This window comes from Clostridium cochlearium, assembly GCF_900187165.1.
In the GTDB taxonomy this organism is placed as follows: domain Bacteria; phylum Bacillota; class Clostridia; order Clostridiales; family Clostridiaceae; genus Clostridium_G; species Clostridium_G cochlearium.
This window is the reverse complement of the sequence record NZ_LT906477.1, coordinates 1718923-1734485: the sequence shown is the minus strand read 5'-3', so window position 1 is coordinate 1734485 and position 15563 is coordinate 1718923. Positions and strand designations below refer to the sequence as shown.

The window sequence follows — 15563 nt, the reverse complement described above, 5'->3', positions numbered from 1 at the left end:
TGGTATAAAATTGTCAAATGGAAAATGTCCTATACTAAAAAGCAAACAAAATATTCCAAGGCAAGTGATTGATTTAACTTTAGAAAATATAAAAAAGAATAAAGATAAGAAAATAAATCTTATTTGGTTAGAAGCCTCAGGATGCTCAGGAAATATTATATCTTTACTAAATGCAGAAGACCCAGATGTAATATATTTACTTAGAGAAATGGTGAATATGACCTATAATAATAGTCTTATGGCAGAAGAAGGAGAAAGGGCTTTTGAAAGGTTTTTAGAAACTTTGGATACAGAATTTATTCTAGTAGTAGAAGGGGCTGTTTCCACAAAAGATAATGGATTATATAATGTTATAGCTAAATATAATGATAAGTATATAACTGGTATGGAAGCCGTGGCCATGGCTGGGAAAAAAGCTAAATATGTTTTAGCTGTAGGCACTTGTGCATCTTATGGAGGACCTACTGCGGCAAGACCTAATCCTTCAGAAAGTAAAAGTGTATATGATTTTTTAGATAGAAAGGTAATTAGAGTACCAGGTTGTCCTAGTCATCCTATATGGGCTATTGGCACATTAGCTCATATTATATTATATGGTGAGCCAGAATTAGATAGGGAAAATAGACCTATAATTTTTTATGGGGTAACCATTCATGATAGATGTGAAAGAAGAGCTTATTTTGATAATGAAAAAGAAATTACTGAAAATGTACATTATTCTTGGTATAAATCAGACAAAGAAAGTATAACACCAGAAGAAGCATATATTGAAGGGGATGTTTATAAAAAAGGTGCATATAGTTGGGTTAAAGCTCCTAGATATAATGGATATGCTATGGAAGTAGGACCTTTAGCTAGAATGTGGTTAAGTGGAGAATACACTAGAGGAATATCTACTATGGATAGAACTATTGCTAGAGTATTAGAAACTAAAAAAATATGCAATATAATAGAAAATCTTTTAAATAATATAAAACCACAATCTGCAAATCAAAAAATATATAAAGTACCTAATAAAGCTAAAGGTATAGGTCTTAGAGATACTACCAGAGGTGCTTTAGGACATTGGATAAACATAGAAGAAGAAAAAATCAAGAATTATACAATTATTACACCATCTACTTGGAATTTATCACCGCAGGATTCTTATGGAGTAAAAGGAGTGGTGGAAGAAGCTTTAATTGGAACTTATATAAAAGATGTTAAAAATCCTGTAGAAATTGGCAGAATAGTTAGAAACTTTGACCCATGCATTTCCTGTGCAACCCATGTTATAAGTGATGAAAATTTTGATATTAACATAAGAATTACTTGAAGACTATAAAAATTATCGCCATAGGAAATAAAATCATGGGAGATGATGGTATAGCCTTAAAAGTTTTAGAAAAAATTCAAAGAGATATTTATAAAACTAATTCTAAAGTAGAGATAATTTTTGGAGAAACAGATTTTATATACTGCTTAAATAAAATTTCTAATGGAGATAAGGTCATTATAATAGATGCTATATCTTTAGGATATCCATTGGGAAAAGTTAAATTTATTGAGTATAAAAAACCTACAAGTAATCTTAATTCTCAACATAAAAATAATCTTATGGATATGATAATGCTTTATAAAAAAAATGTGAAATTCTATGTAATAGGAATACAAGTTAATGATATTTGTTTTAGATAAGGGGTTAAGACTAAAGTTAATATATGTTTATTAGAAAAGGTGGATATAGGGGATTATATTTTAATACATGCTGGATGCGCTATAGAAAAAATAAATGAAAAACAGGCAAAAGAAACCTTAAAATTATTTGAAGAGATTTTAAGCTATGAATAAAAAAAATATGAATTATATAGATGAGTTTAACAATTTTGATACTTCGAAAAAAATATTAGAGAGTATTTATAATAAAACAGGAAAAGAAATAAGAATAATGGAAGTATGTGGAACTCATACTACTACCATAGTTAAAAATGGTATAAAAAATTTGTTGCCTAAAAATATAAAGTTAATATCTGGACCAGGATGTCCAATATGTGTAACCCCTACATCATATATAGATGCAATTATAGAGCTTACAAAAATAAAAGATATAATAATATCAACCTTTGGAGATGTTATGTCTGTTCCTGGTTCTAAAAGTTCTCTTAAAATATGTAAAGCTTTGGGAAAGGATATTAGAGTAATATATTCTCCACTACAAGCCATTGAAATTGCAAAGAAAAATTCTGAAAAAGAAGTGATTTTCTTAGGAATTGGATTTGAAACCACAGCTCCAATAATAGCAATAGCTATAGATAAGGCAAAAAAAGAAAGTATAAAAAACTTTAGTGTTTTTCAATCTATAAAAACTATGCCCAGTATTATAAGAACTATACTATCAGATAAAAATTCTACTCCATTACAATGTAAATTGTTTAGGAAAACTTGTAATTTACAAAATCCAGTAGGAGTATGTATGGCATCAAGAGAAGGAACTTGTGCTATATATTATAAATATGGATAGTAAGAAAAGGTGAATTTATGAGTATAATTACTTTATCCCATGGTAGCGGAGGGAAAGATACGCAAGATTTAATGAAAAGTATTTTTTATAAACATTTTAATAATGATATATTATTGCAGGAAAATGATTCTAGTATTGTAGAGAAAGTAAAAGGAAGACTTGCTATAAATACAGATTCTTTTGTAATAAATCCATTATTTTTTCCAGGAGGAGATATAGGTAAATTATCTATATGTGGAACTATAAATGATTTATCTGTAATAGGAGAAGTCATAGATGATGATGGAAATAGAGTATATTTAAAAACTAAAATGGGTGGAACTAGGGTATTAAATTCAATAGAGGAAGATTTGATACCGAGAATATGTTAATTTATAAATGGAAAATATAAAAGGACAATTTATTTTCAATTGTCCTTTTGCTTTTTATTTGGATTTTTTAGCTACTTCTACGTTTAATTTTCTTCTACATAGAGTTTTATCTATGCAGTTATCCATTAAATCGCCGACACGATCTGATGCTATATCAACAAAAGTAAATTTGTCTAGTATATCTATACTTCCAACTTGGCTTTTATTTATATTAGCATTATTATCTAAAAACTCTAACAAAATTTTAGGATTAAGCCTATCTTTACGACCTACATTTAAAAATATTCTAGTAGTATCTAATAAATCAGAGTCTACATTATTGTCATCATAATTATATGAAATTTCGTCATTATATAATATGTTCATTAAAGCTGCGGTAACATTTGTTAGATCAAATTTATTTTCTAGATCTTTAACTAAAGGTATAAAAGTATTATAGTCATCTTTTGATAAAGTTTCTTCGATATCATTTAAAATACTATCAAATTTAGCTTTCAATACGTCGTCCATAGTAGGCAATTGTCTTTTACTGATTTTACTTTTACTAATTTTTTGTATTTTTTTAAGAGAGCTAAATTCTTTAGGTGTAACAAAAGTATAAGCTGTACCTTTTTTATTGGCTCTTCCAGTTCTACCAATTCTATGAACATAAGATTCTGTATCTTGAGGCAAATCATAGTTTATAACGTGACTTGTATCTTTAACATCTATGCCCCTTGCAGCTACATCAGTGGCTACAAGAAAAGGTATGCTTCTTTCTTTGAACTTATTTAAAGTATTTAATCTATGATTTTGTGTCATGTCACCATGCATTCCCTCTGCATTAAATCCTTTTTCTTTCATAGATGCTACTAATTCATCTACACCTTTTTTGGTTTTACAAAATATTATAGCTCTTGTTGGTTCATCAACAGAAAGTACTTTACATAAAGATTCAAATTTATTTTTTGGTTTAACTTCGTAATAAAATTGTTCTACAGATGATACTGTCATAGAATCTTGAGCTATAGCCACATGTTTAGCATCTTTTTTCATATATTTTTTAGCTATTTTCTTTATTTCATTTGGCATTGTTGCAGAAAATAATAAAGTACGTCTATTTTCATTACAACTTTTTAGTATATTTTCTATGTCATCTACAAAGCCCATATTAAGCATTTCATCTGCTTCGTCAAGAACAAGAAATTCAATATAGGATAGATTAAGAGCACCTCTATTAATTAAATCTTGAACCCTTCCAGGAGTTCCTATTACAATGTCTATTCCTTTTTTCAAACTTCTTATTTGTCTTTCTATAGAATCTCCTCCGTAGACAGGTAGTAATTTGAATTTAGTGTATTTTGCTATAGTTGTAAGCTCTTTATATACCTGAATAGCGAGTTCCCTTGTAGGAGCTAGTATTATGCTTTTAACATTTTTAGATTCATTACTAATGCTATTTAAAACAGGAGCACCAAAGGCAAGAGTCTTACCAGTACCTGTTTGAGCCTGACCTATAACATCGAATCCTTGTAAAACAACGGGTATAACTTCAGCTTGAATTTTAGAAGGAGTTTCAAACCCCATATCTTCAATTGCTTTAAGTATATCTTCATTAAGTCCTAAATTATTAAATTTTAAATTTTTCATTCATTATTCCTCCAAACTAATCAATTAATTATAATACAGTACGTAGAAATTAACAAGGGGGTTTTGGTGATGAACAATTAATAATTAATAATGAACAATTAAGGATATTTTTCTTTGCTGAGCTCAGAAAAATTTTAATTATTGTTTTTTTATTATTAATTATAAAAACTTGTTGCAATTTAATAAAATGTATGTTATACTGAATAAGTTGTGTGGTTCAAGTGAATTACACAATGAGATTTAAATATGGTCATAAACATTTCCTCAAGTTAGAAAAGTTACATGAATCAGTTTTAAATCTTAATATATGAAAAGGAGGAATGTTTCAATGGCTGATAAGAATTTAGTTTGTAAAGATTGTGGTAAAGACTTCGTTTTTACTGAAGGAGAACAAGAATTCTACAAGGAAAAAGGTTTTGAAAATGAACCAGTAAGATGTCCTGATTGTAGAAGAGCTAGAAAGCAACAAAACAACAGAGGATTCAGAAGATAATTGAATTTAAAAAATATACCCTATAAGAAGTATTTCTTATAGGGTTTGTTTTTATTCAAATAATATTACTAAAATACAATATTCCAAGTATTTACAACTATAATTAGTGCCATATTTCATAATTAAACCATAAAATAAATAAAGGGCCTTTAAGGAGGTTTGATTATGAAAAATATAAAGGGGTTATGCAAGAAAATTAAGGAAAAAGAAATAAAAATAATTAGAGAAGATGAGTTAAAAGATAAATCTAAAGAAGCTATTGAATTAAAATTTATGTTGCAAAATAGTATAAGAATTTAAAATAAAATATATTATAGGAGTGAAGTAAAATAGATACTAATAAAAAAGATGAAATTTAAGGCATATGTTATTATAAAAATAATAGCATATGCCTTTTAAATTAATCTTTAGTATTGTCTACATATTTAATAATTTATAAAAATAAGGGAACAATTAAAATAATAATTAATTTTAAATATAGAAAAGTATTGATAATTGTTATTAAATAATATATAATATTAAGTATAAAATTACATAAGGTGGTAATGTATATGGAAAAGAAAGGGATCAAAATATCTATAATAGGGGCAGGATTTGTAGGAGCAACTACTGCATATGCTCTTATGATGGAAGGATTAGCCTCTGAAATAGTTATAGTTGATATAAATAAAGATAAATCAGAAGGAGAAGCTATGGATTTATCTCATGGTGTTTCCTTTGTAAAACCTGTAAATATTATAGCTGGAGATTATAAAGATACTAAAGATTCGGATATAGTTATAATAACAGCAGGAACGGGACCAAAACCAGGAGAGACTAGATTAGATTTAATAAATAAAAATTATGAAATATTTAAAGGTATAGTTCCTGAAGTTGTAAAATATAGTCCTAAATCAATTTTACTTGTGGTTTCAAACCCAGTAGATATATTAACTTATGTAACTTATAAGTTATCGGGATTTCCTCCAGAAAGGGTAATAGGATCAGGAACAGTATTAGATACATCAAGATTTAGATATCTTTTAGGAGAACATTTTAAAATAGATGTTAGAAATGTTCATACCTACATATTAGGAGAACATGGTGATTCTGAAATAGCAGCATGGAGTTTAACTAATGTGGCAGGTATAAGTGTAGATGATTATTGCAAAGATATATGCAAAGGTTGCGAAGGAAACTTTAAAAATAGAATTCCAGAAGAAGTAAAAAATGCAGCTTACGAGGTTTTAGAAAGAAAGGGATATACTTCCTATGCAATAGCTTTAGCTGTTAGAAGAATAGTAGAAGCTATAATAAGAGATGAAGATTCTATTTTAACTGTGTCTACATTATTAAGAGGTGAATATGATATACATGATATATATATGGGAATACCTTCTATAATAGGAGAAACGGGAATAAAAAAGGTGCTTGAGGTAAAACTTAGTGAAGATGAAGAAAAACAACTTAAAGAATCTGCAAAAGTTTTAAAAGAAAATTTAAATAAAATACCTATAAAATAAATAAAGGGAGATACAAATCTCCCGCAGGCTGTTGATAAGTTGTCAACAGCCTTTTTAAACTTCAAAAGCCCAATTGCCCTCTGTAAATACAGGGATTTTGTCTCCGTCCCAAGTTACTCCAGTGATATTAAGATCTTTAGTTCCTATCATAAAATCTTCATGAACTAAAGAGGTGTTAATGCCATGTTTTTCCAATTCAGCTTCATTCATATTTTCTCCATCTTTGAGGCATACAGGATAAGCCTTTCCCATGGCAAGATGACAGGAAGCATTTTCATCATAAAGAGTGTTATAGAAGATTATATTTGAGTTTGAAATAGGTGAATTAAAAGGTACTAAGGCCACCTCTCCAAGATAATGAGAGCCCTCATCGGTAGCTATTAAATGTTTTAAAGCATCTAGACCTTTTTTAGCATCAAAATCTACTATTTTACCATCTTTAAAAGTTATATAAAAGTCTTCTACTATGGTTCCATTACAATTTAAAGGTTTAGAAGCTACAACAGTACCATTAACACCAGTTTTTAGTGGAAGTGTAAATACTTCTTCTGTAGGCATATTTGCTATGAATTCTATACCTTCAGGAGTGTAATCAGCACCACCAAGCCATATATGACCTTTTGGAAGCTCTATTTTTAAATCAGTACCTAAGGAATTCTTATAATGTAAATATCTAAAATTGTTTGAGTTTAAGAAATCCATACTTTTTTTAAGATTATTTTTATGTTCTTCCCAAGCAGCAATTGAGTCCTCTTTATCTATTCTCATTATTTTAAATATATTTTCCCAAAGAGTTTTAATAGCTTCATCACAGGATAGATTAGGGAATATCTTCTGAGCCCAAGCTTTAGTTGGAATAGATATTATAGACCAAGGATTTTTATTGCTCATAAGTCTTTCGCTGTGTTCTTTTAAAGCTAATTGTCTGGTCTTTTGAGATGTAGCTATTCTTTTTTGATCTACTTCTTTTAATAATTCTGGGTCAGATGCATATATACTTAAAAAAGCTGCACCTTTTCTACTATAATATAGGTAGAAATCTTTTTGCCAAGGAGGCATTTCTTCAAAAACTTCTTTAGGAGCTTTTAAAAATCTCATTTTAGAAAATAATTCATCATTCCAATTGATTATTACATCTTTTGCACCATTATCATAAGCTTTTTCAGCTATTAAACGTGTAAAATAAGCACATTCAATTGGGGATGATATAACTAATAGTTGATCCTTTTGTATGTTAACTCCTATTTTTACTGCTAGTTCAGCATATTTTTTCAAAAGATTATCATGTGTCAATAAGATCATCCTTTCTTTAGATTAAATTTATATAGATTTATTATATCATTATTAATTATATATTTTCCTAGTAGAAGTAAATTTATCCTGTTGATTCGTAAATAAACATACAAATTGGGCTATTGAACAATGTCCAATAGCCTAGTTTTAGTTTTAATATAGTTAAACACTAAATTATTATTTTATATTATATTAAAAAATTGCATTAAAGAAAATTGCTGCTATAATACCACCAATGATAGGACCTACAATTGGTATCCAGGAATATCCCCAATCTGAATCTCCTTTACCTTTTATAGGTAATATAGCATGTGCTATACGTGGACCTAAGTCTCTTGCAGGATTTATAGCATATCCAGTAGGACCACCTAAGGATAATCCAGCAGCGAGAATTATTAAACCAACAACTAGAGGAGATAATCCATCTACCATTTTAGTATTTGAAACTCCCATAATACCAAATACTAAAAAGAATGTACCTACTATTTCAGTAATTAAATTTGATGTATTATCTCTTATAGCTGGAGCTGTACAGAAGACTCCAAGTTTAGCAGCTGGATCTTCGGTTGCTTCCCAGTGTGATAAATAAGTAATCCATACCAAAAATGCACCAATAATAGCGCCTATTAACTGAGCAATTATATACATAGGAACATCTGCCCAAGAAAATTGACCAATAGATGCAAAGGCAATAGTTACTGCAGGGTTAAAGTGTGCTCCACTTATTGGACCAAATATATATACAGGTATAGCAACTGCAATAGCCCATCCAATTGTAATTACTATCCATCCAGCATTTTCACCTTTGGATTTTTTTAGTGCAACGTTAGCTACAACACCATCACCTAATAGAATTAAAAGCATAGTTCCAAGCAATTCAGCCATAAATGTTGACATATAAATCTCCTCCTTATAGTAAATGTTTACATTTACTTATTTTTAGTAAAATAGAAGTAAGTCCATTTTGTAATAGAGTAGACTTAGTTATAATTATATTAAATTATAACTTGTCCATAGTAGATCTATCCCCCTTTACTTTTATTTAAAATATAAAAATGAAAAGCCAAATAAAACAAAGATTGTCTTTATTTTATCTGGCTCTCATATTCTCTGCCACAAATAAATATTATACCTTTCTTATATTTTACTGTAAAAACTTACATATTTCAAGAGTATTTTTTAAATTGTTTATATATTATGAAAATTTAAGTAGTTGATTAAAAGAACCTTTACTTTAGTTTATTTTATATGAAACTATTTTATTACTATTTTATTATTGAAAAGTTTACCTAAATTGTTTATTATGTACTATTATTTGATAGTTACTAATAAAATTAAGAATACAATAAATTTTTTAATGTTGCGAATAATAGTCTTATATAGTTGAATTTGGAAGTAAATTAGAATATAATTAAAGTAATCATTACTGTGATATACTATAAGAACATGTACATTAAAAATAAGGAGGTAATTTTCATGGAAAATGTTAATAAAATTGTAGAAGATATAAAATCAGGTAAAGCAAATTTAGAATTATTGGATGATAGAGTTACACAAAATAAAAAATTAGACTTTGTTCAACAAAGTGGATTTGAAAAGCTTTGTGAATTTGGAAATGATGAAACATTTAAAGCTTTATATAAAAAAGAAGGAAAATATTATTATGCTGAAAGAGAATACTGTGCTGATAATGCACAAACTGGTTCTTGTGAAATGCAATATGATAAATTATACCAAGTAATATTATAATGAATAAAATAAGCTGTCTTTTCTAATATTAAAGAATTATTAGAAAAGGCAGCTTATTTTATAGTAATAATTTATTTTGAAAGAAATAATAATTTATAAGTATTTTTTCAGTTGGTCAACAGATGGAACCTTACCCATTATTTTAACTTTTTCATCTACAACTAAAGCAGGGGTTGCCATTACCCCATAGGATACAATATCTTTAAAATCAGTTACTTTTTCTATTGAAGCATTAATACCTAATTCTTCTACTGCTTTTCTTACATTAGACTCTAGTTTTTTACAGTTCATACATCCAGATCCTAAAACTTTAATAATCACAGTTAATTCCTCCTTTATTTATATAAAAATATATGAAAATATATTAAATGTATATCCTATTATTAGGATTCCAATTGTAACAATAAAAACAAATATGGATAATAATTTTGGTTTTATTACCTTGCTTAACATAATCATTGAAGGAAGTGAAAGAGTGGTTACTGCCATCATAAAAGATAAAACAGTACCAATTCCTACTCCTTTTGCTACCAAAGCTTCTGCAATAGGTATTGTGCCAAATATATCAGCATAGATAGGTATACCCACCAATGTAGCTAGTATAACTGCAAAAGGATTATTAGTACCCAATATTTTTTCTATAAAAGATTGAGGAATCCAGTTGTGTATTGCTGCACCAATTCCCACTCCTAGCAAAATGTATAGCCATACTTTGTTAATAATATCTTTTAATTGGCTCTTTGAAAAATTTATTCTATCTTTACGAGTCATTTCTTCAGGTTCTAGGTCTATATTTGGGGCTGACCACACGTATTCTTCAATATGTTTTTCCATATTTAGTTTGTCAATTACAGTTCCACCTATAACTGCAAGAACTAAGCCTAACAAAACATAAGCTGTTGCAATTTTAATTCCAAAGAAAGATGTTAATAATAAAAATGATGCTAAATCTACCATAGGTGATGATATTAAAAATGAGAAAGTAACACCTAATGGAAGACCTGCTGATGTAAATCCTATAAAAATAGGTATACTAGAACAGCTACAAAAGGGTGTTATAGTACCTAATAAAGCGCCTAATATTCTTCCTTTTATACCTTTAATTCCTCCTAATAATTTTTTGGTTTTTTCTGGAGGAAAGTAACTTTGGATATAGGATATTATAAAAATCAATACTGATAAAAGTATAAAAATTTTGATGGTGTCATAAATAAAAAAATGTATACTACCACCTAATTTATCATTTATAGATAAGTTAAATACTTTTTCTACAAGTACTCTTATAAGTTCCCAAAGCCACTTCATTTTTAACAATTGGTCATTTAAAAAAGAAAATAATGTGTTTAATATATCCATAAAGTACACTCCTCTATTTAGTGAATAATTAACGATATTTTCCCATTACCATTTTGGAATAATTTTGATTTTACGAATCAAAGTTGTTTACATGATTTAAGATATTTTTCTGCATCCTTAATTTTTTTAATATCACTTTTTAAAACTGGATATTTATCAATATTATCAATGATATTTTGAAATATACCTTTTAAAGTTTTATCTTCTATATTCAAAGAATAAAATATAAATTGTTCTTGCCTTTCGTCTTTTACAAATTGCATATCCCTAAGTTTAGCAAGATGCTTTGATATATTAGGTTGAGATATTTCTAAAATCCCACATAACTCACAAACACATAGTTTTTTATGATACAACAAAACCAATATTCTCAAGCGAGTTTCATCGGAAAGCAATTTGAAAAGATTCATTAGTTTATACAATAAAAGAACCTCCTTTGAACTTAATATATTAATAAAATACTTATATGCTCATATAGGCATATAAGTATTTTATTCTTATTTTGAATTTTTGTCAACATTCATTGATATATTTTATTAAAGGTAACGTTTACAATATTATACAAAGGATGTATAATATTCTTAAAGATATTTTAGATATATTTAAAGAAGGGGGAGTAAAAATGTTTAAAGAAAGAAGTTTCAAAAAAATTTCTTCTTGGTTAGTTGCAATATTTATGATGTTGAATATATTTATGCCAATGAATACATCAGCGGCAAATAACAAAGAAGATAGCAGCGTTAAAACTATTAATATAGTTACTTTAAATGATTATCATGGAATAGTAAAAGAGTCAGGTAAGGATGTAGGAATTTCTAAATTTATAGAAAGTGTAAATGAATTTAAAAAAGAAAACCCTAATACCATAGTACTAGGAGCAGGGGATCTTTTTCAAGGTACCGCACTTTCAAATTTGAACTATGGAGCACCTATAAATGAAATGGTAAAAGAACTTGGAGTTATAGCTTCTGCAGTAGGAAATCATGAATTTGATTGGGGAGTTAATAGCATAGCAAAATGGGCAGAAGAAGGTGGCTATGAATGGTTAGCTTCTAATATATATGACAAAAAAACAGGAGAACCAGTATCCTGGGCTAAGCCTTATAAGGTTGTAGAAGTAGATGGAGTAAAAATAGGACTTATAGGACTAGCTACTCCTGAAACAGCATATAAAACAAAACCAAGCAATATAGAAGGAATAGAGTTTAGAGATCCAATAAAATCAGCAAAAGAATGGACAGAAAAGTTAAAAAGTGGAGATATTGAAGAAGGAAAAGTAGATATAGTAATAGCCCTAACACATTTAGGATCTATTCAAGATAAAAATACAAAAGAAATAACAGGAGAAGCTGCAGAGCTTGCAAAGGCCAATTTGGGAATAAATGCTATAATTTCTGGACATACTCATATGACTGTTGCAGGAGAAGTAAATAAAACTCCTATTGTACAAGCTTATAAAAATGGTAGAGCTTTTGGTAATCTTCAAATAAAATATAATTTAGATGATAAAAAAGTATCTATAAAACCAGAAGTTATAGATTTAGCTTCACAAGTAAAAGAACTAAAAGAATCAGAAGAAGGCAAAAAAATAGTTGAAAAATATGAAAAAGCATCTGCAAGTAAACTAAATGAAGTTGTTGGACATACTAAAAAGGATTTAACTCATGAAAGATTTGAAGGACCTTCATTATTAGGAGAATGGGTTTGTGAAGTGATGGCAAAGACTACAAAATCCCAAATAGCAATTACTAATGGAGGAGGACTTAGACGTCCTATAGATAAAGGAGATATAACTGTAGGAATCCTTTATGAATTAATGCCTTTCGACAATACATTAGTAACTATGGAAGTAAAAGGTTCTGACCTTAAAAAACTTATAGAAAATGGAATAGGAAATGATAAGATTGGTTGGGTTGCAATCTCAGGTTTGAAAGTAAAATATGATTTAAAACAACCTTTTGGTGATAGAATTTATGATATAAAACTTAGCGATGGTAAAAAAATAGATATGAATAAATATTATACATTAGTAACTAATGATTTTATGGCTGAAGGTGGAGATAATTTTGATTTCACTAATGCTAAAAATAAAATAGATACAAATTTACCAATAAGAGATGCGCTTATAAAAGAATTAAAAGAAGTTAAGACTATATCTGTAGATAGAAAGAATTATTTAGAATCAGGAATAAAACCTCAAGCCAAACCTCAACCAAAGCCACAGCCAAAACCAGAAATAAAACCTTCACCAAAAAAGGTTATTTATACAGTTAAATCAGGGGATACTTTATATAGAATAGGTAAGAAATATAAAATAGATTATAAAACTATTGCGAAAGATAATGGAATTAAAAATCCTAATTTGATATTTATAGGACAAAAAGTAATAATAAATTTAAATTAGCAAAAAATATAGAGGTAAGAATTTAAATTCTTACCTCTATATTTTTGTTATATTAATTGTAATATATTTACAAAATAAGAGTTTTTATTGAGATAAAGGAATAATATAGTTATAATAAAATTATAAAAGTATAATTTTATTATAATGTAAGAAGGGATAGTGAAAATATGGAAATACAAAAGTTTATAGATCACACATTATTAAAACCAGAAGCTACAGAGGAACAAGTTAAAAAAATATGTAAAGAAGCAAGAGATTATAAGTTTGCTTCAGTGTGTGTAAATCCTTATTACACTTCATTAGTAAGCAAAGAATTACAAGGCACAGATGTAAAAACTTGTGTAGTTATAGGATTTCCATTAGGAGCTAATACAAAAGAAGTAAAAGCTTTTGAAACAAAACAGGCTATTGAAAATGGAGCAAAAGAAGTTGATATGGTAATAAATATAGGCGCTTTAAAAGATAAAAAATATGATGTAGTAAAAGAAGATATAAAAGCTGTTGTAAATGAAGCTAAAGGAAAAGCTTTAGTTAAGGTTATAATTGAAACTTGCCTTTTAACAGAAGAAGAAAAAGTAAAGGCTTGTGAAATATCAAAAGAAGCAGGAGCTGACTTTGTAAAGACTTCTACAGGATTTTCTACAGGTGGAGCTAAAAAAGAGGATGTTCAATTAATGAGAAAAACTGTAGGAGAAAACATAGGTGTAAAGGCATCAGGTGGAATAAGAGATTATAAAACTTCCTTAGAAATGATAGAGGCAGGAGCTAATAGAATAGGAGCAAGTGCAGGAATTAAAATAGTAGAAGAATCTAAGTAGCTCCCTACATTTATTCTTAGGAGGAATTTATATGAGAATGTATGATTTAATATTAAAAAAGAGAAATGGCGAACAACTGACAAAAGAAGAAATAGATTTTCTTGTAGAAGATTATACAAAAGGCAATATTCCAGATTATCAGGTTTCTGCTTTATTAATGGCCATATATTTTCAAAAAATGAATAGTACAGAAACTGCTAATTTAACTATGGCTATGGCAAAATCAGGAGATACTTTAGATTTATCTAAAATAGATGGAATAAAGGTTGATAAACACAGCACAGGAGGAGTTGGAGATACCACTACTTTGGTACTTACTCCAATGGTTGCAGCTTTAGGTATACCAGTAGCTAAAATGTCAGGAAGAGGACTTGGACATACAGGTGGTACCATAGATAAATTAGAATCTTTTTCAGGTTTTTCTGTAGAAATATCTGAAGAAAAATTTATAAAAAATGTAAATGATAAAAAAATTGCTATAATGGGTCAAACAGCAGATCTAGCTCCAGCAGATAAAAAATTATATGCATTAAGAGATGTAACAGCTACAGTAGATAATATCTCTTTGATAGCATCTAGCATAATGAGCAAAAAAATAGCATCAGGAGCAGATTCTATAGTATTAGATGTAAAGGTTGGAGAAGGAGCATTTATGAAGACTCATAAGCAAGCATTAGAACTTGCTAAAGCCATGGTTTCCATAGGTAAAAATGTAGGAAGAAATACGGTAGCTGTAATTTCTGATATGGATCAACCATTAGGTTTTGCTATAGGAAATGCACTAGAAGTTAAAGAAGCTATTGATACATTAAAGGGAAAAGGCCCTAAAGATCTTTTAGAACTTTGTTTAGTTCTTGGAAGCAATATGGTAGTGCTTTCTAAAAAGGCTAATACAGTAGAAAAAGCTAGAGAAATGCTATTAGGAACAATTAAAGATGGGTCAGCTATTCAGAAATTTAGGGAATTCATTGAAGCACAAGGTGGAGATCCATCTCAAGTAGATAATCCAGAGAAACTTCCAAAGGCTAAATATATAGTTCCAGTAGAAAGTGACAGAGATGGGCATGTAACTAAAATACATGCTGACAATATAGGATTAGTAGCTATGGAACTTGGTGCAGGAAGAGCAACTAAAGAGGATAAAATAGATTTAGCTGTAGGTATTGTTTTGAATAAGAAAAGAGGGGAAAAAGTTCAAAGGGGAGATATAATTGCCTATATCCACTCCAATGATGAAAACAAAATAGAAAAAGCAAAAAAAGGAATACTTAAAAATTATGAAATATCTAAAGAAATAAAAGAGGATATTCCATTGATTTATGATGTAATAAAATAAATAGAATCCTGCAATTATGCAGGATTCTATTTATTTTAATTAAAATTTACAGCAATGGATAAATAATGTATAATGGTATTATATTACTATTATTCTATTAATACACTATGGA

General features: G+C 28.4%; 17 protein-coding genes and 1 pseudogene. 12 read left to right on the top strand and 6 right to left on the bottom strand.

Annotated features, from left to right (window positions below; all coding sequences use genetic code 11):
- Positions 1-10: 10 nt before the first annotated feature.
- The 5 genes and pseudogenes from CKV72_RS08510 to CKV72_RS08490 form a co-directional block, all read left to right on the top strand.
- On the top strand, positions 11-1315 hold the full coding sequence (locus CKV72_RS08510) for a nickel-dependent hydrogenase large subunit (protein WP_095178036.1): 1305 nt from the start codon (positions 11-13) through the stop codon (positions 1313-1315).
- Complete coding sequence (locus CKV72_RS08505; protein ID WP_143012623.1) at positions 1312-1677, top strand: hydrogenase maturation protease; 366 nt, start codon at positions 1312-1314, stop codon at positions 1675-1677. Before CKV72_RS08510 ends, CKV72_RS08505 begins: the two co-directional genes overlap by 4 nt.
- A gap of 39 nt (positions 1678-1716) precedes the next feature.
- On the top strand, positions 1717-1830 hold the full coding sequence (locus CKV72_RS08500) for a HypC/HybG/HupF family hydrogenase formation chaperone (protein WP_238021141.1): 114 nt from the start codon (positions 1717-1719) through the stop codon (positions 1828-1830).
- Positions 1823-2500, top strand: coding sequence for a hydrogenase formation protein HypD (gene hypD, locus CKV72_RS08495; RefSeq protein ID WP_414437407.1), 678 nt, complete (start codon positions 1823-1825; stop codon positions 2498-2500). Before CKV72_RS08500 ends, hypD begins: the two co-directional genes overlap by 8 nt.
- A gap of 17 nt (positions 2501-2517) precedes the next feature.
- A pseudogene (locus CKV72_RS08490) lies at positions 2518-2766 on the top strand (hydrogenase expression/formation protein HypE); the annotation flags it as partial.
- 159 nt (positions 2767-2925) lie between these two features.
- On the opposite strand, the gene CKV72_RS08485 reads toward CKV72_RS08490, so the two are convergent.
- The gene (locus tag CKV72_RS08485; RefSeq protein ID WP_095178034.1) at positions 2926-4500 is read right to left on the bottom strand and encodes a DEAD/DEAH box helicase; all 1575 of its coding nucleotides are present in this window, start codon (positions 4498-4500) and stop codon (positions 2926-2928) included.
- A 328-nt stretch (positions 4501-4828) separates the two neighbouring features.
- Here CKV72_RS08485 and CKV72_RS08480 point away from each other — a divergent pair, with 328 nt between their 5' ends.
- From CKV72_RS08480 to CKV72_RS08475, 3 genes are all read left to right on the top strand, one after another.
- Complete coding sequence (locus CKV72_RS08480) at positions 4829-4993, top strand: zinc-ribbon domain-containing protein (RefSeq protein WP_089863980.1); 165 nt, start codon at positions 4829-4831, stop codon at positions 4991-4993.
- A gap of 165 nt (positions 4994-5158) precedes the next feature.
- Positions 5159-5293, top strand: coding sequence for a hypothetical protein (locus CKV72_RS12550; RefSeq protein WP_257451917.1), 135 nt, complete (start codon positions 5159-5161; stop codon positions 5291-5293).
- 245 nt (positions 5294-5538) lie between these two features.
- Positions 5539-6495 carry an L-lactate dehydrogenase gene (locus CKV72_RS08475; RefSeq protein ID WP_413814372.1) on the top strand — a complete coding sequence of 319 codons (957 nt, stop codon included), beginning with the start codon at positions 5539-5541 and terminating at the stop codon, positions 6493-6495.
- Positions 6496-6549: 54 nt separating this feature from the next.
- Here CKV72_RS08475 and CKV72_RS08470 read toward each other — a convergent pair whose 3' ends face one another.
- Together CKV72_RS08470 and CKV72_RS08465 are read right to left on the bottom strand one after the other, a co-directional pair.
- The gene (locus CKV72_RS08470; RefSeq protein ID WP_089863984.1) at positions 6550-7797 is read right to left on the bottom strand and encodes an aminopeptidase; all 1248 of its coding nucleotides are present in this window, start codon (positions 7795-7797) and stop codon (positions 6550-6552) included.
- Between the two features lie 183 nt (positions 7798-7980).
- Positions 7981-8685 (bottom strand): MIP/aquaporin family protein, encoded by a 705-nt coding sequence (locus CKV72_RS08465; RefSeq protein ID WP_089863986.1) that lies wholly within the window; start codon positions 8683-8685, stop codon positions 7981-7983.
- Positions 8686-9264: 579 nt separating this feature from the next.
- On the opposite strand from CKV72_RS08465, the gene CKV72_RS08460 reads away from it, so the two are divergent.
- Positions 9265-9537: a hypothetical protein gene (locus CKV72_RS08460; RefSeq protein ID WP_089863988.1), complete on the top strand. Its 273-nt coding sequence runs from the start codon at positions 9265-9267 to the stop codon at positions 9535-9537.
- A 93-nt stretch (positions 9538-9630) separates the two neighbouring features.
- Here CKV72_RS08460 and CKV72_RS08455 read toward each other — a convergent pair whose 3' ends face one another.
- The 3 genes from CKV72_RS08455 to CKV72_RS08445 all read right to left on the bottom strand — a co-directional run bounded on the left by CKV72_RS08455 (position 9631) and on the right by CKV72_RS08445 (position 11315).
- On the bottom strand, positions 9631-9858 hold the full coding sequence (locus tag CKV72_RS08455) for a thioredoxin family protein (protein WP_089863990.1): 228 nt from the start codon (positions 9856-9858) through the stop codon (positions 9631-9633).
- Between the two features lie 18 nt (positions 9859-9876).
- Entirely contained in the window at positions 9877-10893 is a 1017-nt protein-coding gene (locus CKV72_RS08450) for a permease (RefSeq protein ID WP_089863992.1), read from the bottom strand.
- A gap of 77 nt (positions 10894-10970) precedes the next feature.
- The gene (locus CKV72_RS08445) at positions 10971-11315 is read right to left on the bottom strand and encodes an ArsR/SmtB family transcription factor (protein ID WP_095178033.1); all 345 of its coding nucleotides are present in this window, start codon (positions 11313-11315) and stop codon (positions 10971-10973) included.
- Between the two features lie 200 nt (positions 11316-11515).
- Here CKV72_RS08445 and CKV72_RS08440 point away from each other — a divergent pair, with 200 nt between their 5' ends.
- The 3 genes from CKV72_RS08440 (at position 11516) to CKV72_RS08430 (ending at position 15451) form a co-directional block, all read left to right on the top strand.
- A complete protein-coding gene (locus CKV72_RS08440; protein WP_160110528.1) occupies positions 11516-13297 on the top strand; it encodes a 5'-nucleotidase C-terminal domain-containing protein in 1782 nt (593 codons plus the stop codon).
- A 167-nt stretch (positions 13298-13464) separates the two neighbouring features.
- A complete protein-coding gene (gene deoC / locus CKV72_RS08435) occupies positions 13465-14115 on the top strand; it encodes a deoxyribose-phosphate aldolase (RefSeq protein WP_089863998.1) in 651 nt (216 codons plus the stop codon).
- Between the two features lie 31 nt (positions 14116-14146).
- Positions 14147-15451 (top strand): pyrimidine-nucleoside phosphorylase, encoded by a 1305-nt coding sequence (locus CKV72_RS08430; RefSeq protein ID WP_095178032.1) that lies wholly within the window; start codon positions 14147-14149, stop codon positions 15449-15451.
- Positions 15452-15563: the final 112 nt, after the last annotated feature.

Excerpts from the sequence above, each read along its gene's own strand:
- CKV72_RS08465 (WP_089863986.1), bottom strand. The coding sequence starts at position 8,685 with ATGTCAACATTTATGGCTGAATTGCTTGGAACTATGCTTTTAATTCTA.
- CKV72_RS08440 (WP_160110528.1), top strand. The coding sequence starts at position 11,516 with ATGTTTAAAGAAAGAAGTTTCAAAAAAATTTCTTCTTGGTTAGTTGCA.
- CKV72_RS08450 (WP_089863992.1), bottom strand. The coding sequence starts at position 10,893 with ATGGATATATTAAACACATTATTTTCTTTTTTAAATGACCAATTGTTA.
- CKV72_RS08470 (WP_089863984.1), bottom strand. The coding sequence starts at position 7,797 with ATGATCTTATTGACACATGATAATCTTTTGAAAAAATATGCTGAACTA.
- CKV72_RS08485 (WP_095178034.1), bottom strand. The coding sequence starts at position 4,500 with ATGAAAAATTTAAAATTTAATAATTTAGGACTTAATGAAGATATACTT.
- CKV72_RS08460 (WP_089863988.1), top strand. The coding sequence starts at position 9,265 with ATGGAAAATGTTAATAAAATTGTAGAAGATATAAAATCAGGTAAAGCA.
- CKV72_RS08480 (WP_089863980.1), top strand. The coding sequence starts at position 4,829 with ATGGCTGATAAGAATTTAGTTTGTAAAGATTGTGGTAAAGACTTCGTT.
- CKV72_RS08475 (WP_413814372.1), top strand. The coding sequence starts at position 5,539 with ATGTATATGGAAAAGAAAGGGATCAAAATATCTATAATAGGGGCAGGA.
- hypD (WP_414437407.1), top strand. The coding sequence starts at position 1,823 with ATGAATAAAAAAAATATGAATTATATAGATGAGTTTAACAATTTTGAT.
- CKV72_RS08430 (WP_095178032.1), top strand. The coding sequence starts at position 14,147 with ATGAGAATGTATGATTTAATATTAAAAAAGAGAAATGGCGAACAACTG.
- CKV72_RS12550 (WP_257451917.1), top strand. The coding sequence starts at position 5,159 with ATGAAAAATATAAAGGGGTTATGCAAGAAAATTAAGGAAAAAGAAATA.
- deoC (WP_089863998.1), top strand. The coding sequence starts at position 13,465 with ATGGAAATACAAAAGTTTATAGATCACACATTATTAAAACCAGAAGCT.